Origin of the sequence: Streptomyces sp. NPDC046881 (assembly GCF_040645015.1) — a bacterium.
Taxonomy (GTDB): domain Bacteria; phylum Actinomycetota; class Actinomycetes; order Streptomycetales; family Streptomycetaceae; genus Streptomyces.
Genome location: NZ_JBEYXJ010000080.1, coordinates 22679 through 41098, shown reverse-complemented (window position 1 = coordinate 41098; position 18420 = coordinate 22679). Strand labels below are relative to the sequence as shown.

Here is an 18420-nt window from a genome sequence, read left to right as displayed (position 1 = left end):
GCCGCGCCCGCGGCTACATACCCGTCACCCCGCGCCCGCCCCCCCCCCCCCCCCCGGCCCCCCCCCCGGGCCGTGCCGTGCCCCGTCCGTCCCGGGGATTCCGAGGGGTGACTCGGGGTTACCACAGGTCACCATTGCGGGGCGGGGTGAGGGTCCCGTAGGTTGTGCCGGACTTTCTACTGACTGGTAACACCGGCAGGTACTCCATGCGCTGGCCCCTCGGCCGTCCCACCACCGTCCGGGCGCGGATCGTGGCGCTCGCGCTCGCCCCGGCCGTCGCCCTGATGGCGCTGTGGAGCTTCGCCATGGTGTCCGTCACCGCCGAGCCGCGCGCGCTGGTCCGGCTCCAGAGCGTGTACGAGGACTTCGGCACCCCGGTGGACACCGCGGTCGGGCAGATCCAGATCGAGCGCCGGATGTCCGCCGCCTACCTCGGCGCCCGCCCCGGCCGGGCCGCCGCCGGCGACCTGCTCGGGCAGCAGCGCCGTACCGACCGGGCCGTCGACGCCATGCGGCAGGCGGTCCGGGGCGGCGACCGGGACCGGCTCACCCGCCGGCAGCGGCAGGCCCTGGACTCCATGGTCGCGGCGGCGGACCGGCTGGAGAGCATCCGCTCGCTCGTGCTGTCCCGGCGCATCTCCTGGGACCGGGCCGTGGACGCGTACAGCGCGCTCGTGGAGCCCGGCTTCGACGTGCAGTCCACGCTCACCGCCCTCCAGGCCGGGCAGCTCGCCCGCGAGGCGCAGGTCGTCATCGAACTGGTCCGGGTCCGCGAGTTCCTCTCCCGGGAGGACGCCCTGGTCGCCGGGGCGCGGGCGGCCGGCACGCTGACCGGCCGGCAGTACGACGCCCTCACCGCGACCATCGAGGACCGGCGCGTCTTCGAGCGGACCTACGTGCCCGACCTGCCCGCCGACTCGCGCGCCCTGTTCGAGGAGTTCCGGCGCGGCGGGCTGCACCGCTCGCTGGTGCGCGGCGAGGACGCGCTGCTGCGGGCCGGTGCGGCCGGCGCCGGCACGGCCGTCGCGGCGGACACCTGGCGGTCGACCACCGACCACGCCGTGCGGCGGTACATGCAGCTGTGCACGCGTTCGGCGGAGAACTCGGCGGCCCGCGGCCGCGCCTTCGCCTACCGGGAGCTGGCCAAGGCGGCCGTCGTGGGCGCGGCCGGGCTGGCCGCCGCAGGGCTGTCGCTGTGGTTCGCGGTGCGCGGGGCGCGCCGGATCTCCCGCCGGCTGGAGACCCTGCGGGACGCCGCCGACGTACTGGCCACACGGCAACTGCCCGACGTCATGCGGCGGTTGAGCGCCGGTGAGGAGGTGGACGCGGTCGCCGAGGCGCCGCCGCTCGCCGCCGACGAGGTCCGCGACGACGAGATCGGGCAGGTCGGTCGGTCCTTCAACACCGCGCGGCTGGCCGCCATGGAGGCCGCCGTCCAGCAGGCCACCCTGCGCCGCGGGCAGTTCGCGGTGCTGCTCACCATCGCGCGCCGCAACCAGGCGCTGGTGCACCGGCAACTGAAGCTCGTCGACACGCTGGAGCGGCGCACCGACGACCCGGACGTGCTACGCGAGCTGTTCCGCATCGACCATCTGACCACCCGCATGCGCCGGCACGCCGAGAGCCTGATCATCCTCTCCGGGGCCGCGCCCGGCCGCCGCTGGCGCCGGCCCGTGCCGCTCGCGGACGTCGTCGCCTCCGCCGTCGGCGAGATCGAGGCCTACACGCGCGTCGCCGTACCGCCGATGCCCGAGGTGGGCGTGGCGGCGGACGCGGTCGCCGACGTCGTCCACCTGATCGCCGAGCTGCTGGAGAACGCCACGGTGTTCTCGCCGCCGCACACCCGGGTGACCCTGCGCACCCGGCCGGCCGGCGACGGGTTCGTGGTGGAGATCGACGACCGCGGGCTCGGCCTCGACGCCGCCGCGCGCGCCGCCGCCCAGCGGACCCTCTCCGACCCCGACGCCTTCGACCCCACCCGACACGACCGCCTCGGCCTGTACGTCGTCGCCCGCCTCGCCGCCCGCCACGCCATCGAGGTCACCCTCCAGGACTCCCCCTACGGGGGCACGACGGCAGTGGTCCGCCTGCCCGCGACGGTACTGGCCGCCGGGGTACGGCGGCAGCGGCCACCGGAGCAGCCCGGGCCGCCGGAACCGGCCGAAGCCCCCGCAGGCGTCGTGCGGCACCTGCCGACGCGGCGACGGACGGGTCCGCCGCCCGCGCCCGGACCAGGCCCGGCGGCCGTTGCCGAGCCCCCGGCCGCAGGTGATGCGGACCAGGCCGACCGGCCCGGGACCGGGCCCGGGGTCTCGCCGTCGCACTCGGCCGCCCCCACGGCCCGCCCCGCTCCCGCCCTCCCCACCCGCACCCGGCAGGCGTCGCTCGCGGCCGAGTTGCGGGACGAGCCGGTTCGGGACGGCGGCGCGGTGCGGCGGGAGGTGGGGGCCGAGGAGATGCGGGCGATCTTCGGAGCCTTCCAGCGTGGCCTGGACCGGGGACGCAAGGGGCTGCCCGTGTCCCGTGACGCCCAGGACGACGTGGAGACCGCCACCCACCCCGCAGACGAAGGGACGGACACCGACGATGCACGGTGACGAGCAGGACAGCGAGCAGTTCGCCGGGGTGCCCGGCACGGACCTCGGCTGGCTGCTGGACGACCTCGTGGACCGCACCGGCGACGTCCGCCAGGCCGTGCTGCTGACCGCCGACGGCCTCCCGCTCAGCAGCTCGGAGGGCATGCGCCGGCGGGACATCGAGCATCTGGCCGCCGTCTGCTCCGGCTTCCACGGGCTGGCCCGGTCCGCGGGGGAGCGGTTCGCCGCGGGGGCGGTGCGGCAGACCATGGTGATGCTGGACGACGCCTACCTCTTCATCACCCCGGCCGGGCACGGCAGCCGGCTCGCCGTGCTGAGCGAGGCCGGCACCGACGTCGGCCAGCTCGCCCACGAGATGGCCCTGCTGGTCCGCCGCCTCGGCCGCCACCTGGACGCCGCCACCCGCACCACGCCGTGATCCCGCCGTGAACGACGAACACTGGTACGAGGACGAGACCGGGCCGATGGTGCGCCCCTACACGGTGACCCGGGGCCGTACCCGGCCCGAGGGCCGGCACGGCCTGGACCTGATGTCCCGGGTCACCGCGCTGGACACCGGCGAACCGGACACCGGCCTCGACCACGCCCCGGCCGCCCTGCTGGCCCTGGTCCGCCGCGGCCCCCGCCCCGTGGCCGAGCTGGCCGCGGACGCCGACCTGCCCCTGACCGTGGTCCGCGTCCTCCTCGGCGACCTGGCCGACGCGGGCCTGATCCGCGTCGACGCGCCCCGCCGCCTCCCGGTCGCCGGACCGGAGGCCGACCCGGGGCTGCTGCGCGAGATCGTGCAGCGGCTGCGGGAGCTGTAGCCGGTCCGTCCCGCCGGTCAGCCGCGTGTTCCGGGGCCCGGTCTCGCAGGTCAGCCGCGTGTTCCGGGGCCCGGTCTCGCAGGTCAGCCGCGCGCTCCGGGAAGCAGCCACCGGCCGTCGGCGCGCGGCCGTCCCCGGGGCGGGCCCAGCCGTCGGCCGCGGGGACGCAACGAATCGCCGTCCGACCCCCGCCCCACGCAACGAACCGCGCACCGGCGCGCAACGGCTCCTGCTTGTCCGGCCGAGCGCGCCGACCGTACCGTCTTTCTGACCCCCAAACTTCCCGTTCGGTGAGGATGCCCCCATGCGCACCGCCCTGCTCCAGAGCTCCGGCCGCCCCGGTTCTGTCGCCGAGAACCTCAAGGTGCTCGACGAGGCCGCGGGCCGGGCCGCCGCCGCGGGCGCCGGGCTGCTGGCCGCGCCGGAGATGTTCCTCACCGGGTACGCGATCGGCGACGACATCGCCCGCCTCGCCGAGCCGGCCGACGGCCGCTCCGCCGACGCGATCGCCGCGATCGCCTCCCGGCACGGGCTGGCCGTCGTCTACGGCTACCCGGAGCGGGACGGCGAGACCGTCTACAACTCCGCCCAGATGGTCTCCGCCGACGGCACCCGTCTGGCGAACTACCGCAAGACCCACCTCTTCGGCTGCGCCGAGCGCGAGCACTTCACCCCGGGCGAGCAGTCGCTCGTCCAGGCCCGGCTGGGCGGCCTGACCGTCGGCCTCATGATCTGCTACGACGTCGAGTTCCCGGAGAACGCCCGCGCCCACGCCCTGGCCGGCACCGACCTGCTCGTCGTGCCGACGGCGAACATGCACCCCTTCCAGTTCGTCGCCGAGGCCATGGTGCCGGTGCGGGCCTGGGAGAACCAGATGTACGTGGCGTACGTCAACCGGGTCGGCACCGAGGGCGAGTTCGAGTTCTTCGGGCTCTCCGCCCTCGCCGGGCCCGATGGGATCGCCCGCAGCCGCGCCGGCCGTGGCGAGGAGCTGATCGTCGCCGACGTCGACCCCGCCTTCCTCGCCGCCTCCCGTGAGGCCAACCCGTACCTGAAGGACCGCCGCCCCGGTCTGTACGGGTCCCTCGTCTGAACCCCCTGAGCTTCCCCCCGAACTTCCCCCCGAGTTCTTTCGTGCAAGGAGTCCGTACCCCATGACGTCCACGGTGCCCAACGCCGTCGAGCACACCGACGAGCAGCAGCCGCCGATCACCATGTTCGGCCCGGACTTCCCGTACGCCTACGACGACTTCCTCGCCCACCCGGCGGGCCTCGGCCAGATCCCGGCGACGGAGCACGGCACCGAGGTCGCGATCATCGGCGGCGGCCTGTCCGGCATCGTGGCCGCCTACGAGCTGATGAAGATGGGCCTCAAGCCCGTCGTCTACGAGGCCGACCAGATCGGCGGCCGGCTGCGCACGGTCGGCTTCGAGGGCTGCGACGACTCGCTGACCGCCGAGATGGGCGCGATGCGCTTCCCGCCGTCCTCCACCGCCCTCCAGCACTACATCGACATGGTCGGCCTGGAGACCAGGCCCTTCCCGAACCCGCTCGCCGAGGCGACCCCCTCGACGGTCGTGGACCTCAAGGGCGAGTCGCACTACGCCGAGACCATCGACGACCTGCCCCAGGTGTACCGGGACGTCGCCGCGGCCTGGGGCAAGTGCCTCGAGGAGGGCGCCGACTTCTCCGACATGAACCGCGCGATGCGCGAGCGGGACGTGCCGCGCATCCGCGAGATCTGGGCGAAGCTGGTCGAGAAGCTCGACAACCAGACGTTCTACGGCTTCCTCTGCGACTCCGAGGCCTTCAAGTCCTTCCGGCACCGCGAGATCTTCGGCCAGGTCGGCTTCGGCACCGGCGGCTGGGACACCGACTTCCCGAACTCCATCCTGGAGATCCTCCGCGTCGTCTACACCGAGGCCGACGACCACCACCGCGGCATCGTCGGCGGCTCGCAGCAGCTGCCGCTGCGCCTGTGGGAGCGCGCGCCGGAGAAGATCGTCCACTGGCCGTACGGCACCTCGCTCGCCACGCTGCACGAGGGCGGCGAGCCGCTGCCGGCCGTGACCCGGCTGCACCGCACCGCCGGCAACCGGATCACCGTGACCGACGCCAACGGCGACATCCGCACCTACCAGGCGGCGATCTTCACCGCCCAGTCCTGGATGCTGCTGTCCAAGATCGCCTGCGACGACTCGCTGTTCCCGATCGACCACTGGACCGCGATCGAGCGCACCCACTACATGGAGTCCAGCAAGCTCTTCGTGCCGGTGGACCGGCCGTTCTGGCTGGACAAGGACGAGGAGACCGGCCGGGACGTCATGTCGATGACGCTCACCGACCGCATGACCCGCGGCACCTACCTGCTGGACGACGGCCCGGACAAGCCCGCCGTGATCTGCCTGTCCTACACCTGGTGCGACGACAGCCTGAAGTGGCTGCCGCTGTCCGCGAACGAGCGGATGGAGGTCATGCTGAAGTCGCTCGGCGAGATCTACCCGAAGGTCGACATCAGGAAGCACATCATCGGCAACCCGGTGACCGTCTCCTGGGAGAACGAGCCCTACTTCATGGGCGCCTTCAAGGCCAACCTGCCCGGCCACTACCGCTACCAGCGGCGCCTGTTCACGCACTTCATGCAGGACCGGCTGCCCGAGGACAAGCGGGGCATCTTCCTCGCCGGCGACGACATCTCCTGGACGGCCGGCTGGGCCGAGGGCGCCGTCCAGACCGCGCTGAACGCGGTGTGGGGCGTCATGCACCACTTCGGCGGCACGACCGACGCGGCGAACCCGGGCCCGGGTGACGTCTACGACGAGATCGCGCCCGTGGAACTCCCCGAGGACTGACCCGGGAGAACGACCAAGGCGTGGGCGGCCGGCCACGGACTCCGGCCGCCCGCGCCTTTTCCATACCCGGAGTCTCAGTCGGCCAGCGGTGTCAGCAGCATCCGGCCCGCGAAACCGACCGCCGCGTCCAGCCGTTCGGTGAGCTCCTCGGCCACGTCGGCGCAGTGCCGCAGCGCCCACAGCGCCCGGGCCGCGGCCCAGGTCGCGTCCCGTGCCCGCTCCAGGCTCCAGGAGCCCAGCAGATGGGTGAGCGGGTCGGCGATCTGGAGCAGGTCGGGGCCCGGCATCAGATCCTCGCGGATGCGTTCCTCCAGCGACACGAGGAGATCGCCCACGCGGTCGAACTCGTCCTCCAGGTCGCCCGGTTCGCAGCCGAGCGTCCGGCAGGCGTCGACCACGGCCAGCGCCAGGTCGTGCCCGATGTGGGCGTTGATACCGGCCAGCGCGAACTGCAGCGGCCGTACCCCGGGATGGCGGCGGAGCTGGAACAGCGGCCGCCAGCAGGCGGGCGGGCGGCGGTCCGCTGCCGCCGCGTCGACCGCGGCCAGGTACCGCTCGGCGAACCGCACGTCCAGCGCGGTCGCCGCGCGCGGGTCCGGGAAGCGCCCGGCGTCCAGGCGGCGGTCGATCTCCTCGGTGACGGCGAGGTAGACGCGGTTGAACACGGCGACACCGTCCCGTGCGGGCAGGGCCGCGTCGAGTGCGCGCATCCGCGCGACGACGGCGTCGACGGGGGTGGTGAGGGTTTCCGACCGGGCCATGGGGGAAGGGTCCCAGCCCGGGGCCGGCCGGCGTGCCGACCGGCCCGGTGCTTCGCCGGAACGGGGGAACCCCGGGCTTACGGCTCGGCGCGCGGCGCCCGGGTGCCCGGCTCCGCGTCCGCCTCCCGGTCGTAGGCGGAGGTGCCCTCGTCCAGCAGCGGTTCCTGCTGCTTGAGGTGGGCCGGGGCGAAGGCGCGCAGCGCGTGGTAGCCGGTGATGACGACCAGGGTGCCGAGGGCGATGCCGCTGAGCGAGAAGGTGTCGGTGAACTTCATGGTGACGTTGCCGACGCCGATGATGATGCCCGCGGCGGCCGGCACCAGGTTCAGCGGGTTGCGCAGGTCCACCCTGGCGTGCAGCCAGATCTGCGCGCCGAGCAGGCCGATCATGCCGTAGAGGATCACGGTGATGCCGCCGAGGACACCGCCCGGGATCGCGGCGACGACCGCGCCGAACTTCGGGCAGACACCGAAGAGGAGCGCGAAGCCGGCGGCGGCCCAGTATGCGGCGGTGGAGTAGACGCGGGTCGCGGCCATCACGCCGATGTTCTCGGAGTAGGTGGTGTTGGGCGGTCCGCCGACGGCCGTCGACAGCACGGAGGCGACGCCGTCCGCCGAGATCGCCGTACCGAGCTTGTCGTCCAGCGGGTCGCCGGTCATCTCGCCGACCGCCTTGACGTGGCCCGCGTTCTCGGCGACCAGGGCGATGACCACCGGCAGCGCGACCAGGATCGCCGACCACTGGAAGGACGGTCCGTGGAAGTGCGGCAGGCCGATCCAGTCGGCCTTGGAGACGCCGGAGAGGTCGAGCCGCAAGTGGTCGGTGACCTTGCCGCTCGGGTCCGTCGAGTGGATCGGGCCGAAGATCCGGTCGAACGCCCAGGAGATCCCGTAGCCGAAGACCAGGCCGAGGAAGATCGCGATCCGGGACCAGAATCCGCGCAGGCAGACCACCGCCAGGCCGGTGAAGAGCATGACCAGCAGGGCCGTCCACTGGTCCTGCGGCCAGTAGGTGGAGGCGGTCACCGGGGCCAGGTTGAAGCCGATCAGCATGACGACCGCGCCGGTCACGATCGGCGGCATGGCGGCATGGATGATCCGCGCGCCGAAGCGCTGCACGGCGAGGCCCACCAGGAACAGCACGACGCCGACGACGAGGACCGCACCGGTCACGGTCGCGCTGGTGCCGCCCTGGGCGCGGATGACGGCGGCCACGCCCACGAACGACAGGGAGCAGCCGAGGTAGCTCGGCACCCGGCCGCGGGTGGCGAGCAGGAAGATCATGGTCGCCACGCCCGACATCATGATCGCCAGGTTCGGGTCCAGGCCCATGAGCACCGGGGCCACGAAGGAGGCGCCGAACATCGCGACCACGTGCTGGGCGCCCAGGCCCACGGTGCGGGGCCAGGAGAGACGTTCGTCGGGGCGTACCACCGCTCCCGGTGCGGGCGTGCGCCCGTCACCGTGCAGCTTCCAGCGCACGCCGAGGTCCATGGTGGGGTTTCGCTTTCTCTGTACGTGATGAAGAGGTCCGAACCATTGTCAGGGGTAACGGGCGGCTTTACGCTCACACGGTCCCGTTCGTGAATCACGTTCACATATCTGATCCAGCTCGTCGAAGCTGATCGAAGGTCGGAGTGCCCGGATGAGTGGAAGACCCCGTGCGGCCGTGCTCCTCGCCGCCCTGCTGGCCCTCGGTGCCCTGCTCGCCCCCTCCGCCCAGGCGGCACCGCCCAGGACCCCGCACACCGTCGTCCTCGACGGCACCCGCCTCCAGCAGACCCGGGCCCGGCTCGCCCACGACCCCCGGCTCCGGCGCACCCTCGCCGCCCTCACCGCGCGCGCGGACGCCTGGCTGGACCAGGGCCCCTGGACAGTCGTCGACAAGCCGAGGCCCGCCCCCGGCGGCGACGTCCACGACTACCTGAGCCAGGCCCCTTACTGGTGGCCCACCACCGCCCCCACCGCGGACAACCCCTGGGGCTGCCCGTACGTCCAGCGCGACGGGCAGCGCAACCCGGAGGTCGACACCGGCACGGACCGCCAGGACGCCGAGAAGGTCTTCGACTCGACGTACGACCTCGCACTCGCCTGGTACTACACGGGCCGGCGGAGCTACGCCGAGAAGGCCGGGCAGATCCTGCGCACCTGGTTCCTCGACCAGGCCACCCGGATGAACCCCGACCTCGACCACGCCCAGTTCATCCCCTGCCGGTACGACGGCCGGGCCATCGGCATCATCGACTTCTCGCAGTCGTACACCGCCGTCCTGGACGCGCAGGCGATCCTCGCCGCCGGCGCTCCGGGGTGGGCGGCCGCGGACCGTACCGCGATGGACACCTGGAACAAGGAGTTCCGCGACTGGCTGGAGAACAGCGACTTCGGCCGGCAGGAGGGCGCCGCCGCCAACAACCACGGCACCTTCTACGACCTGCAGCTCGCCGCCCTCGCCCACGCCACCGGCGACACCGCGCTCGCCCGGCGGACCGTGCTGGACGCGCGCGCCCGCCGGATCGACCCGCAGATCGCGGCCGACGGCAGCCAGCCGCAGGAGCTGGCCCGCACCCGCAGCTGGCACTACTCGACGTTCGACCTGGTCGCCTACACCCGGCTCGCCGCCATCGGCCGGCACGTGGGCGTGGACCTCTGGGCCTACACGGGGCCGGACGGGCAGAGCCTGTCCCAGGCCGTCGACTACCTGCTGCCGGCCGCGACCGGCGCCGCCGCCTGGCCCCACCCCGAGCTGGAGTTCCACCGGTACGCGGCGACCGACGTCGTGCACGCGGCGGCCGACGCCGGTGACCCGGCGGCCCGGGCGGCCGTGTCCAGGCTGGAGGCGCCGCCCGGGGGAGACCTGTGGGCGCTGCGGCCCGCCGCCGAGCAACTGGACTCGATCGCGGGCTGAGTCCCCGCCCGCCCCACCGCCCCGCCGGGCTCCTGAGCGGTCGCTTAGTATGATCGGGTACGGGGGTGTCACCACCCCGCCCGCGCTGCTCAGGAGCCCTTCCCGTGACCGCCGAAGCCCCGACCGCCCCCGCCGTCTCCCACGGCCGGCTGATCCCCGTCACCGTCCACTTCGACGACCTCGACGCGCTCGGGCTGCTCCACAACGCCCGCTACCCCCTGATGGTCGAGCGCGCCTGGACCGAGCTGTGGGGCGAGCACGGGGTCCGCTTCGACGGCGACTGGGTGGCGGCCGGTGACGCGTGCAACGCCGTGAAGGAACTGCGCATCACCTACCTGGCCCCGGTCACCAGCCCCGGCACCTACGCCGTCCACCTCTGGCTGGAACGGCTCGGTACGACCGGGCTCACCTACGGCTTCCGCTTCTGCTCGGCCGACGGGACCGAGACCTACGCCCACGGCACCCGGGTGCTGGTCCGGCTGGACGCGACGACCATGCGCCCCGCGCCCTGGAGCGAGACCTTCAGGGCCGCGGGTCGGGAACTGCTGCGGCCCGCGCACTGACCTCCCCGCCGCCCCCGCGCTCGGCGGTGCGCAGCACGCCCGCGAACACCGCGAGCCCGCAGGCCAGCACCGTCACCACCGCGAAGGAGACCACCAGGCTGGTCGCCTGGGCCACCCCGCCGATCAGGCTCGGCGCGATCAGGCCCGAGGTGTAGGTGATGGTCGCCACGCCCGCGATGGCCTGGCTGGGGTTGGGGCCGGCGTGCCCGGCCGCCGCGAAGCAGAGCGGGACGACCACCGCGATGCCGAGGCCCATCAGCGCGAACCCGGCCATCGCCACCGCCGGATGCCCGGCGAGCACGACCAGCAGCCCGCCCAGCCCGGCCAGGACACCGCCGGCCCGCACGGTGCGGACCGCGCCGAAACGGTTCACCACCGCGTCCCCGGCGATCCGGGCCACCGCCATGGTCAGCATGAACCCGGTCGTGGAGGCCGCCGCCAGCCCGGCCGAACCCTCCAGCCGGTCCCGCAGGTACACCGCCGACCAGTCGAGGCTGGCGCCCTCCGCGAACACCGCGCAGAAGCCGACCGCGCCGATCAGCAGGGCCGAGCGCGGGGGCAGCGCGAACCGCGGCGGCGGCTCCTCGTCCTCGGCGGGCTGAAGGTCCAGCACCCAGGCGCAGACCACGAACCCGAGCAGGGTGAGGACGGCCGCCGCGAGCGCGAAGTGCAGGCGCGCGTCCGAACCGAGATGCGCGGCGAGGGTGCCGGCCGCCGAGCCGATCAGGGCGCCCGCGCTCCACATTCCGTGCAGCCCCGACATGATCGACTTGCCGAGCCGCCGCTCGACCTCCACGCCGAGCGCGTTCATCGCCACGTCGGCCATGCCCGCGGACGCGCCGTAGGCGAACATCGCCAGGCACAGGGTGAGCAGGTTCGGCGCGACCGACGGCAGCACCAGGGACAGCGTCCACAGCGCGAGCAGCCCGCGCAGCGCCGTACGGCTGCCGAAGCGGTGGCTGATCCGGCCGGCCAGCGGCATTGCGCAGGAGGCGCCGAACGCCGTGAACGCCAGCGCGAAGCCCAGCTGGCCGGCACCGAGCGAGGCGTGCTCCTGGACCCACGGCACGCGGGTCGCGAACGAGCCGGTCACGGCGCCGTGCACGGCGAACACGGCCGCCACGGCGTAGCGGGCGCGCCTGACCTCGTCCGGCGTGTACGTCACGTCACTCACGATCCTGCCCCTCCCCGGGAGTGCCCGGCCCCACTCCGATGCGACGCGCCGTAAACTATCAGGAACCCTGCCTGATAGATAGCGGTCGCAGCTCAGGCGATCCGGCGATCCGGCGATCTGGGAGGATCCCGTCATGCCCGCATCACCCAGTACCGCCCGGGCCATCAACGACCGGCTGGCCCTGCGGCTGCTGCAGCAGGAAGGCCCGCTCACGGCAGGGCAGTTGAAGCAGCTCACCGGACTGTCCCGGCCGACGGTCGCCGACCTGGTCGACCGGCTCACGGCCGCCGGGCTGATCACGGTGGTCGGCGAGTCCGGCGCCCAGCGCAGGGGGCCCAACGCCCGGCTCTACGGCATCGTCGCCGACCGCGCCCACCTCGCCGCGCTCGACGTCCGCACCCAGGGGGTCCTCGTCCTCGTCTCCGACCTGCTCGGGCGGGTGCTCGCCGAGGCGTCCGTGCCGATCGGCGGGGACACCGGGACCGGTCCCGCCGTGGAACAGGCCGTGGCCGCCGTGGAACAAGCCCTGAAGGAGGCCGGCGCCGACCGGCTGCACACCGTCGGTATCGGCGCGCCCGGCCTCATCGACCCCGCCACCGGTGACCTGCGGGACTCGGCCGGGCTGCCCGCCTGGCACCGCAGCCTGGCCACCGCCCTCCAGGACCGGCTGCCCGGCGCCCGGGTCACCGTGGAGAACGAGACCAACCTGGCCGCCCTCGCCGAACAGCGGGAGGGTGCCGCCCGGGACCGGGACACCTTCGTCCTGCTCTGGCTCGGCCACGGCGTCGGCGCCGCGGTCGTGCTGGACGGCACCCTGCGCCGCGGAGCCTCCGGCGGCACCGGCGAGATCGGCTTCCTCCCGGTCCCGGGCACCGACACCCTCCCCGCGGCGACCGACTGCGCCGGCGGCTTCCACTCCCTGACCGGGGCGGCGGCGATCACCGCCCTGGCGACCCGGCACGACCTCCCGGCCCCGCCCTCGCCGGACGGCCCGGGGGCGGCGGAGGTGGTCCGGGCAGCCGTGGCGGAGGTGACGGGGGCGCCGGGCGCCGCCCGCGCGGTGACAGGCGATGCTCCCGCCGCTCGCTTCCTGCGGGCCCTGGCCGATCGGGTCGCCGTCGGCGTCGCCTCCGTGGTGGCCGTTCTGGACCCCGGCTGCGTGGTGCTCGGCGGCGAGGTCGGGCAGGCCGGGGGAGCGGTGCTCGCCGGCCTGGTGGAGGAACGCCTGCGCCGGATGTCACCACTGGTCACCGAGGTACGCACGAGCAGCCTCGGCGGAACGGCCGTCCTACGCGGCGCCCTCCTCACCGCCCGGGACCGCGCCCAGGACGAACTCTTCGCACCAACGGAGCGGACGAGCTGACCGCGGGACTGCGGCGGCTTGGCCGGCTGGCCTCGGGCTGTGGCGGTGCTTGCGGCTGTCACCAGCTCAGGCCGGGAGGCGGGCGGGTGGCTGGCCGCAGGATCGCGGCGGCGCTTCCGGCTGGCGTCCGCCCAGAGGGCTGCGTAGGAAGAGCTGTTCGCGCCGCCGGAGCGGGCGGGCGGGTGACCGGGGGACTGCGGCGGCTTGGCCGGCTGGCCTCCGAGCTGTGGCGGCTTGCGGCTGTCACCTGCCCGGGCCGGGAGGTGGGCGGACGGGTGATCGCAGGGCTGTGGCGGCTCTCGCGGCTGTCATCCGCCGAGGCCCGGAGGCGGGAGGGCGGTTGGCCTCAGGAGCGCGGCGGCTCTTTCGGCTGGACTCGGTGCTGCGGTGGCGCTTCCGGCTGGAGCCTGCCCAGGAGCGTGGGCAGGGAGAGCTGTTCGCGGCGCCGGGGTGAGCCGGCGGGTCGTCTCGGGGCCGCGGCGGCGCTTCCGGCTGCCACCCGCCCACCCCGGAGACGGGAGGGCGGGTGGGCTCAGAGGTGCCGTGGGCTGGGAGCTTCAGGGGTGTGGGCGGTCTTGTGGTGGCCACGGGGTCCAGGGGAGTGCCTCCCGCCAGCCTGGTCGGCCGAAGGCCCAGGCCTGCACCACCTCGGCCACGGGCTCCACGGCGGCCGTGTCGCTCTCGCGGGGCACCCGGGCCTGGAAGTGCCGGTCCGGGCCGCCCTCGCGGTACTCCACCTGGTAGCTCAGGTCGTCGTTGAGGTACACCTGCATGTAGTGCTGGTCGGCCGGTTCCCGGTCGAGCCGCTCCACGATGACGAACCGCCACGTCAGGCTCATGTCGGCCAGCAGGTCATGGAGTTGGTCCGCGGTGGGGTCGTCCCAGGCCGTCCCGTCCCACTCGATCGCACGGATCACCGGTGCCGTCATGCGGGCGACTGTACCGGCCCCCGCCCGAACCGCCGCTCCAGGTACTCCTCGAAGGTCACCTCGCCCACCGCCCGCTCCGGCGCCAGGTGCCAGCCCGCGCGGAAGGCCCGGTACGCCTTCCCGGCCAGCGGCACCCGCACCACCGGCCGGCGCCGGCCCGTCGCCCGCAGATACGCGCGGGCCAGCGAGTCGAACGTACGGACCTCCGGGCCGGCCAGGTCCGGCACCCGCCCGGCCGGCGCCCCGAGCGCCAGCTCCGCCAGCCGTTCGGCCACCTCGGCCACCTCGACCGGCTGGTCCGGCACCCCCGCCGGGACCGCCAGCACCGGCGCCTTGGACAGTCCCTGGAGCAGCGTGACCACCAGGTCGTGGAACTGGGTCGCCCGCAGCACGGTCCAGCCGAGCCCGGACTCCTCGACCTGCCGCTCCACGGCGAGCTTGCTCCGGTAGTAGCCGAACGGCACCCGGTCCACGCCGACGATGGAGATGTACACCAGATGGCCCACCCCGGCCCCCCGGGCCGCCGCGAGCAGATTCCGGGCGGCCTGCTCGTCGCCGCCCCGGGGCGTGCTCGCGCAGTGCACGACCGTCTCCACGCCGGCCAGCGCCGCGTCCAGGCCGGCACCGCCCGCGCGCAGGTCGACGGCGTACGGCTGGGTGTGCCGGCTGAGCACCCGCACCTCGTGGCCGTCCGCCCGCAGCCGCTGCGTGACAAGCCGGCCGAGCGTTCCGGTTCCGCCGGTCACCAGGATCGTGGTCATGCCGTTCTCCGTCCCCTCGGACACGGGGCACCCCCGTCCGGAGTGCCCTTCGTCGCCTAGGACAGATCGGAGCCCCGGGAATGTGACACGGGCCGGCCAGAAGCCCCTGGCGACCCGGCGGCGGGCAAGGGCCGTCGTCACCGCCGCCGGGCCCGTCCGCACCCTAAAAGGACTAGACCAGTACGGTCAATGGGTCCGGACCAAGCTCAACCCACCTCCGGTTCCAGCCAGTTGACCAGCATGGTTGCGCCACGCGAAACGAGCGGTACGCACTGTGAGCGAGCCCACACCGATCACCCGTCTGGACGAGTGCCGGGCGTGGCACACTGGCCCTGTACCAGAAGCAGCGCACTCCGGGGTCGGTGAAAGTCCGAACCGGCGGTTACAGTCCGCGACCCGGTCGCTTCCAGCGGCCGGTTGACCAGGTGAAATTCCTGGACCGACGGTTAAAGTCCGGATGGGAGGCAGTGCGCGGCGGGCGGGCATGCGTTTTCCGTGTGCGCGCCGCCGTATCGGGACTCGTCCATGTCAGGACGGTCCGTTCCGGCGACGCCCCCGGTGTGTGCTCACCCGTACATTCTGTCGTCATCGACAGGCCCCGGAGTCCGTGCCCGAAGAGGCAGGAGGACCCGGGAAGTGTTCACCGGAATCGTCGAAGAGCTGGGTGAGGTCACCGCCGTCGAGAACCTCGGCGACGCCTCCCGCTTCCGGCTCCGCGGCCCCGTCGTGACCGAGGGCGCGCAGCACGGCGACTCCATCGCCGTGAACGGGGTGTGTCTCACCGTCGTGGAGCACGAGGGTGACGAGTTCACCGCCGACGTCATGGCCGAGACCCTGAACCGCTCCAGCCTCGGCGCGCTCACCGCCGGCTCCCGCGTCAACCTGGAACGCCCCACCGCCGTCGGCGCCCGCCTCGGCGGCCACATCGTGCAGGGGCACGTGGACGGCACCGGCGAGATCCTGGAGCGCAAGCCCTCGGAGAACTGGGAGATCGTCAAGATCTCGCTCCCCGCCGAACTCTCCCGGTACGTCGTCGAGAAGGGCTCCATCACCGTCGACGGCATCAGCCTCACCGTCGTCGACGCCGGCCCGGACCACTTCACCGTCAGCCTCATCCCGACCACCCTCGCCCTCACCACGCTCGGCGTGAAGCAGCCCGGCGACCCGGTCAACCTCGAGGTGGACGTCATCGCCAAGTACGTCGAGCGGCTCCTCGGCGACCGTGCGCGGGGGGACGCCAAGTGAACTGGATGAACTCCGAGGCGTTCACCCTCTTCGGCCAGCACATCATCTGGTCGGACATGATCGGCAACATCCTGGGCCTCATCACCCTCGCCCTCGGCTGGCGCCGCTCCCTGTGGACCTGGCCCGTCCAGTTCCTGTCCGGCCTCGTCCTCTTCGCCGCCTTCTACGGCCACCTCACCGGCAGCGCCGGCAAGCAGGCCGTCGTCATGGCCGTCGCCCTGTACGGCTGGTGGCAGTGGCAGCGCACCAGGGACCGGTCCGCGGACGGCCACATCACGCCCCGGTTCGCCACCTGGCCCGAGCGCGCGGCGATGCTCGGCGCGGCCGCCGCCGGCACGGTCGCCGTCGCCCTGCTCTTCACCGCCTACCCGAAGCTGTCCTGGGACCCCTGGCCCGACGCCTACATCTTCGTCGGCACCATCGTCGCGATGTACGCCCAGGCCAAGGGCATGGTGGAGTTCTGGTTCGCCTGGCTGCTCGTCGACGTCGTCGGCGTCCCCCTCAACTTCGCCAACGGCTACGCCTTCTCGGGCTTCGTCTACGTCATCTACGGCGCACTCGTCCTGTGGGGCATGCGCGACTGGTGGCTGCGCTCCCGCCGGGGCCCGCAGCCCGTACTGGAAGGAGCGCCGGCATGACCTCGGCACCGCTGCTGTACGACGGCAACGACCTGGAGAACTTCGCGCTCGACCCGGTCGAGCAGGCCATCGCCGACATCGCGGCGGGCCGCCCGGTGGTCGTCGTGGACGACGAGGACCGGGAGAACGAGGGCGACCTCGTCATCGCCGCGGAGAAGGCCACCCCCGAGATCATCGCCTTCATGATGAGCGAGTGCCGGGGCCTGATCTGCGCGCCCATGGAGGGCGAGGAGCTGGACCGGCTGCGGCTGCCGCAGATGGTCGAGGACAACACCGAGTCCATGAAGACCGCCTTCACCGTCTCGGTGGACGCCTCCGCCGCCTACGGCGTGACCACCGGCATCTCGGCCGCCGACCGCGCCACCACCCTCCAGCTCCTGGCGAGCGGCACCGCGGAACCCGCCGACCTCGTCCGCCCCGGCCACGTCTTCCCGCTGCGCGCCAGGGCGGGCGGCGTCCTGGTCCGCAACGGCCACACCGAGGCCGCCGTCGACCTGGCCCGGCTCGCGGGCCTGCGCCCGGCCGGCGCCATCGTGGAGATCGCCGGCGAGGACGGCCGGATGCTGCGCCTGCCCGAACTGGTGCCGTTCGCCCGCAAGCACGGCCTGACGATCATCTCCATCGAGGACCTGATCGCCTACCGCCGGGGCAGCGAGCCCACCGTCCGCCGCGAGGCCGAGACCCGCCTGCCCACCCGGCACGGCACCTTCACCGCCTACGGCTACCGGTCCACCGTCGACGGCGTCGAGCACGTCGCCCTCGTCCACGGCGAGATCGGCGACGGCGAGGACGTCCTGGTCCGCGTCCACTCCGAGTGCCTCACCGGCGACGTCTTCGCCTCCCTGCGCTGCGACTGCGGCCCCCAGCTGGACACCGCCCTGGAGCGCATCCAGGCCGAGGGCCGGGGCGTCGTCGTCTACCTGCGCGGGCACGAGGGACGCGGCATCGGCCTGCTGTCCAAGCTGCGCGCCTACGAGCTGCAGGAGCAAGGCCGCGACACCCTGGACGCCAACCTGGAACTCGGCCTGCCCGCCGACGCCCGCGACTACGGCGCCGGCGCGCAGATCCTCGCCGACCTCGGCGTGCGCGGCGTCCGGCTGATGACCAACAACCCCGAGAAGACCGACGCGCTGCTCAGCCACGGCCTGAAGGTCACCGGCCGCGAGCCGATGCCGGTCCAGGCCGGCGAGCACAACCTCCGGTACCTGCGCACCAAGCGGGACCGGATGGGCCACGACCTGCCCTGGCTCGACACGCCCGCCGTGTCGGCCACCTGCGGCAACCAGTAAGCAAGAAAGCACTTAGGAGAGACGTGAGCGGCAAGGGTGCACCGGAACTGTCCGTACGCAACGTGAGCGACCTCAGGGTCGCCGTCATCGCGGCGCAGTGGCACGAGAAGGTGATGGACGGTCTGGTCGACGGCGCCCTGCGCGCCCTGCACGACCTGGGCATCGACGAGCCGACCCTGATCCGGGTCCCCGGCAGCTTCGAACTGCCCGTCGCCGCCAAGGTCCTCGCGGGCCGCGGCTACGACGCGGTGGTCGCCCTCGGCGTCGTCATCCGGGGCGGCACCCCCCACTTCGACTACGTGTGCCAGGGCGTCACCCAGGGCCTCACCCAGGTCTCCGTCGAGACCGGCGTCCCCGTCGGCTTCGGCGTGCTCACCTGCGACACCGAGGAGCAGGCCCTGGACCGGGCCGGCCTGGAGGGCTCGAACGAGGACAAGGGCCACGAGGCGGTGACGGCCGCCGTGTCGACCGCGGCCACCCTCCGCTCGGTATCCGAACCCTGGCACTGAGGAGTCGGCTGCACCGCGTAGGGTGGGGC

The 18420-nt window shown here is 73.5% G+C and carries 17 protein-coding genes and 1 riboswitch; of the genes, 12 read left to right on the top strand and 5 right to left on the bottom strand.

Annotated features, from left to right (window positions below; all coding sequences use genetic code 11):
- Positions 1–206 precede the first annotated feature (206 nt).
- The 5 genes from ABZ923_RS29710 (at position 207) to ABZ923_RS29690 (ending at position 6255) form a co-directional block, all read left to right on the top strand.
- Complete coding sequence (locus ABZ923_RS29710) at positions 207–2597, top strand: nitrate- and nitrite sensing domain-containing protein (RefSeq protein ID WP_361477468.1); 2391 nt, start codon at positions 207–209, stop codon at positions 2595–2597.
- Positions 2587–3015, top strand: coding sequence for a roadblock/LC7 domain-containing protein (locus ABZ923_RS29705; RefSeq protein WP_361477466.1), 429 nt, complete (start codon positions 2587–2589; stop codon positions 3013–3015). The genes ABZ923_RS29710 and ABZ923_RS29705 overlap by 11 nt, the downstream gene beginning before the upstream one ends.
- A gap of 7 nt (positions 3016–3022) precedes the next feature.
- Positions 3023–3403 carry a DUF742 domain-containing protein gene (locus ABZ923_RS29700; RefSeq protein ID WP_361477463.1) on the top strand — a complete coding sequence of 127 codons (381 nt, stop codon included), beginning with the start codon at positions 3023–3025 and terminating at the stop codon, positions 3401–3403.
- 304 nt (positions 3404–3707) lie between these two features.
- Positions 3708–4496 carry a carbon-nitrogen hydrolase family protein gene (locus ABZ923_RS29695; protein ID WP_361477461.1) on the top strand — a complete coding sequence of 263 codons (789 nt, stop codon included), beginning with the start codon at positions 3708–3710 and terminating at the stop codon, positions 4494–4496.
- A 61-nt stretch (positions 4497–4557) separates the two neighbouring features.
- Positions 4558–6255, top strand: coding sequence for an NAD(P)/FAD-dependent oxidoreductase (locus ABZ923_RS29690; protein ID WP_361477458.1), 1698 nt, complete (start codon positions 4558–4560; stop codon positions 6253–6255).
- Between the two features lie 74 nt (positions 6256–6329).
- Here the strand turns inward: ABZ923_RS29690 and ABZ923_RS29685 are convergent, their stop codons facing one another.
- Complete coding sequence (locus tag ABZ923_RS29685; protein ID WP_361477455.1) at positions 6330–7016, bottom strand: DUF5995 family protein; 687 nt, start codon at positions 7014–7016, stop codon at positions 6330–6332.
- A gap of 77 nt (positions 7017–7093) precedes the next feature.
- The gene (locus tag ABZ923_RS29680; RefSeq protein WP_361477452.1) at positions 7094–8509 is read right to left on the bottom strand and encodes a solute carrier family 23 protein; all 1416 of its coding nucleotides are present in this window, start codon (positions 8507–8509) and stop codon (positions 7094–7096) included.
- Between the two features lie 151 nt (positions 8510–8660).
- Between ABZ923_RS29680 and ABZ923_RS29675 the strand changes: the two genes are divergently transcribed.
- On the top strand, positions 8661–9920 hold the full coding sequence (locus ABZ923_RS29675) for an alginate lyase family protein (RefSeq protein ID WP_361477450.1): 1260 nt from the start codon (positions 8661–8663) through the stop codon (positions 9918–9920).
- A gap of 104 nt (positions 9921–10024) precedes the next feature.
- Positions 10025–10483 (top strand): thioesterase family protein, encoded by a 459-nt coding sequence (locus tag ABZ923_RS29670; RefSeq protein ID WP_361477447.1) that lies wholly within the window; start codon positions 10025–10027, stop codon positions 10481–10483.
- On the opposite strand, the gene ABZ923_RS29665 is transcribed toward ABZ923_RS29670, so the two are convergent.
- Complete coding sequence (locus ABZ923_RS29665) at positions 10443–11657, bottom strand: MFS transporter (RefSeq protein WP_361477444.1); 1215 nt, start codon at positions 11655–11657, stop codon at positions 10443–10445. The two genes, ABZ923_RS29670 and ABZ923_RS29665, sit on opposite strands and share 41 nt — an antisense overlap.
- A 133-nt stretch (positions 11658–11790) precedes the next feature.
- On the opposite strand from ABZ923_RS29665, the gene ABZ923_RS29660 reads away from it, so the two are divergent.
- Positions 11791–13020 carry an ROK family transcriptional regulator gene (locus ABZ923_RS29660; RefSeq protein WP_361477441.1) on the top strand — a complete coding sequence of 410 codons (1230 nt, stop codon included), beginning with the start codon at positions 11791–11793 and terminating at the stop codon, positions 13018–13020.
- Between the two features lie 557 nt (positions 13021–13577).
- Here ABZ923_RS29660 and ABZ923_RS29655 read toward each other — a convergent pair.
- Positions 13578–13949: a hypothetical protein gene (locus tag ABZ923_RS29655; RefSeq protein ID WP_361477438.1), complete on the bottom strand. Its 372-nt coding sequence runs from the start codon at positions 13947–13949 to the stop codon at positions 13578–13580.
- A complete protein-coding gene (locus ABZ923_RS29650; protein WP_361477435.1) occupies positions 13946–14710 on the bottom strand; it encodes an NAD(P)H-binding protein in 765 nt (254 codons plus the stop codon). Before ABZ923_RS29650 ends, ABZ923_RS29655 begins: the two co-directional genes overlap by 4 nt.
- A 344-nt stretch (positions 14711–15054) precedes the next feature.
- Positions 15055–15185: riboswitch (FMN riboswitch) on the top strand.
- 161 nt (positions 15186–15346) lie between these two features.
- Between ABZ923_RS29650 and ABZ923_RS29645 the strand changes: the two genes are divergently transcribed.
- The 4 genes from ABZ923_RS29645 to ribH are packed head-to-tail and all read left to right on the top strand — an operon-like array spanning position 15347 to position 18391.
- Positions 15347–15955 (top strand): riboflavin synthase, encoded by a 609-nt coding sequence (locus ABZ923_RS29645; RefSeq protein WP_361477432.1) that lies wholly within the window; start codon positions 15347–15349, stop codon positions 15953–15955.
- A complete protein-coding gene (locus ABZ923_RS29640; RefSeq protein WP_361477429.1) occupies positions 15952–16593 on the top strand; it encodes a nicotinamide mononucleotide transporter family protein in 642 nt (213 codons plus the stop codon). Before ABZ923_RS29645 ends, ABZ923_RS29640 begins: the two co-directional genes overlap by 4 nt.
- Entirely contained in the window at positions 16590–17882 is a 1293-nt protein-coding gene (locus tag ABZ923_RS29635; RefSeq protein ID WP_361477426.1) for a bifunctional 3,4-dihydroxy-2-butanone-4-phosphate synthase/GTP cyclohydrolase II, read from the top strand. The genes ABZ923_RS29640 and ABZ923_RS29635 overlap by 4 nt, the downstream gene beginning before the upstream one ends.
- Before the next feature lie 23 nt (positions 17883–17905).
- Positions 17906–18391, top strand: a complete 486-nt coding sequence (gene ribH, locus ABZ923_RS29630) for a 6,7-dimethyl-8-ribityllumazine synthase (protein ID WP_189986596.1) — start codon at positions 17906–17908, stop codon at positions 18389–18391.
- The last annotated feature ends 29 nt before the right edge of the window (positions 18392–18420 follow it).

What these genes read in the sequence shown, in the direction of transcription:
- ABZ923_RS29710 (WP_361477468.1), top strand. Translation starts at nt 207, where the DNA reads ATGCGCTGGCCCCTCGGCCGTCCCACCACCGTCCGGGCGCGGATCGTG.
- ABZ923_RS29705 (WP_361477466.1), top strand. Translation starts at nt 2,587, where the DNA reads ATGCACGGTGACGAGCAGGACAGCGAGCAGTTCGCCGGGGTGCCCGGC.
- ABZ923_RS29695 (WP_361477461.1), top strand. Translation starts at nt 3,708, where the DNA reads ATGCGCACCGCCCTGCTCCAGAGCTCCGGCCGCCCCGGTTCTGTCGCC.
- ABZ923_RS29690 (WP_361477458.1), top strand. Translation starts at nt 4,558, where the DNA reads ATGACGTCCACGGTGCCCAACGCCGTCGAGCACACCGACGAGCAGCAG.
- ABZ923_RS29685 (WP_361477455.1), bottom strand. Translation starts at nt 7,016, where the DNA reads ATGGCCCGGTCGGAAACCCTCACCACCCCCGTCGACGCCGTCGTCGCG.
- ABZ923_RS29680 (WP_361477452.1), bottom strand. Translation starts at nt 8,509, where the DNA reads ATGGACCTCGGCGTGCGCTGGAAGCTGCACGGTGACGGGCGCACGCCC.
- ABZ923_RS29675 (WP_361477450.1), top strand. Translation starts at nt 8,661, where the DNA reads ATGAGTGGAAGACCCCGTGCGGCCGTGCTCCTCGCCGCCCTGCTGGCC.
- ABZ923_RS29660 (WP_361477441.1), top strand. Translation starts at nt 11,791, where the DNA reads ATGCCCGCATCACCCAGTACCGCCCGGGCCATCAACGACCGGCTGGCC.
- ABZ923_RS29655 (WP_361477438.1), bottom strand. Translation starts at nt 13,949, where the DNA reads ATGACGGCACCGGTGATCCGTGCGATCGAGTGGGACGGGACGGCCTGG.
- ABZ923_RS29650 (WP_361477435.1), bottom strand. Translation starts at nt 14,710, where the DNA reads ATGACCACGATCCTGGTGACCGGCGGAACCGGAACGCTCGGCCGGCTT.
- ABZ923_RS29635 (WP_361477426.1), top strand. Translation starts at nt 16,590, where the DNA reads ATGACCTCGGCACCGCTGCTGTACGACGGCAACGACCTGGAGAACTTC.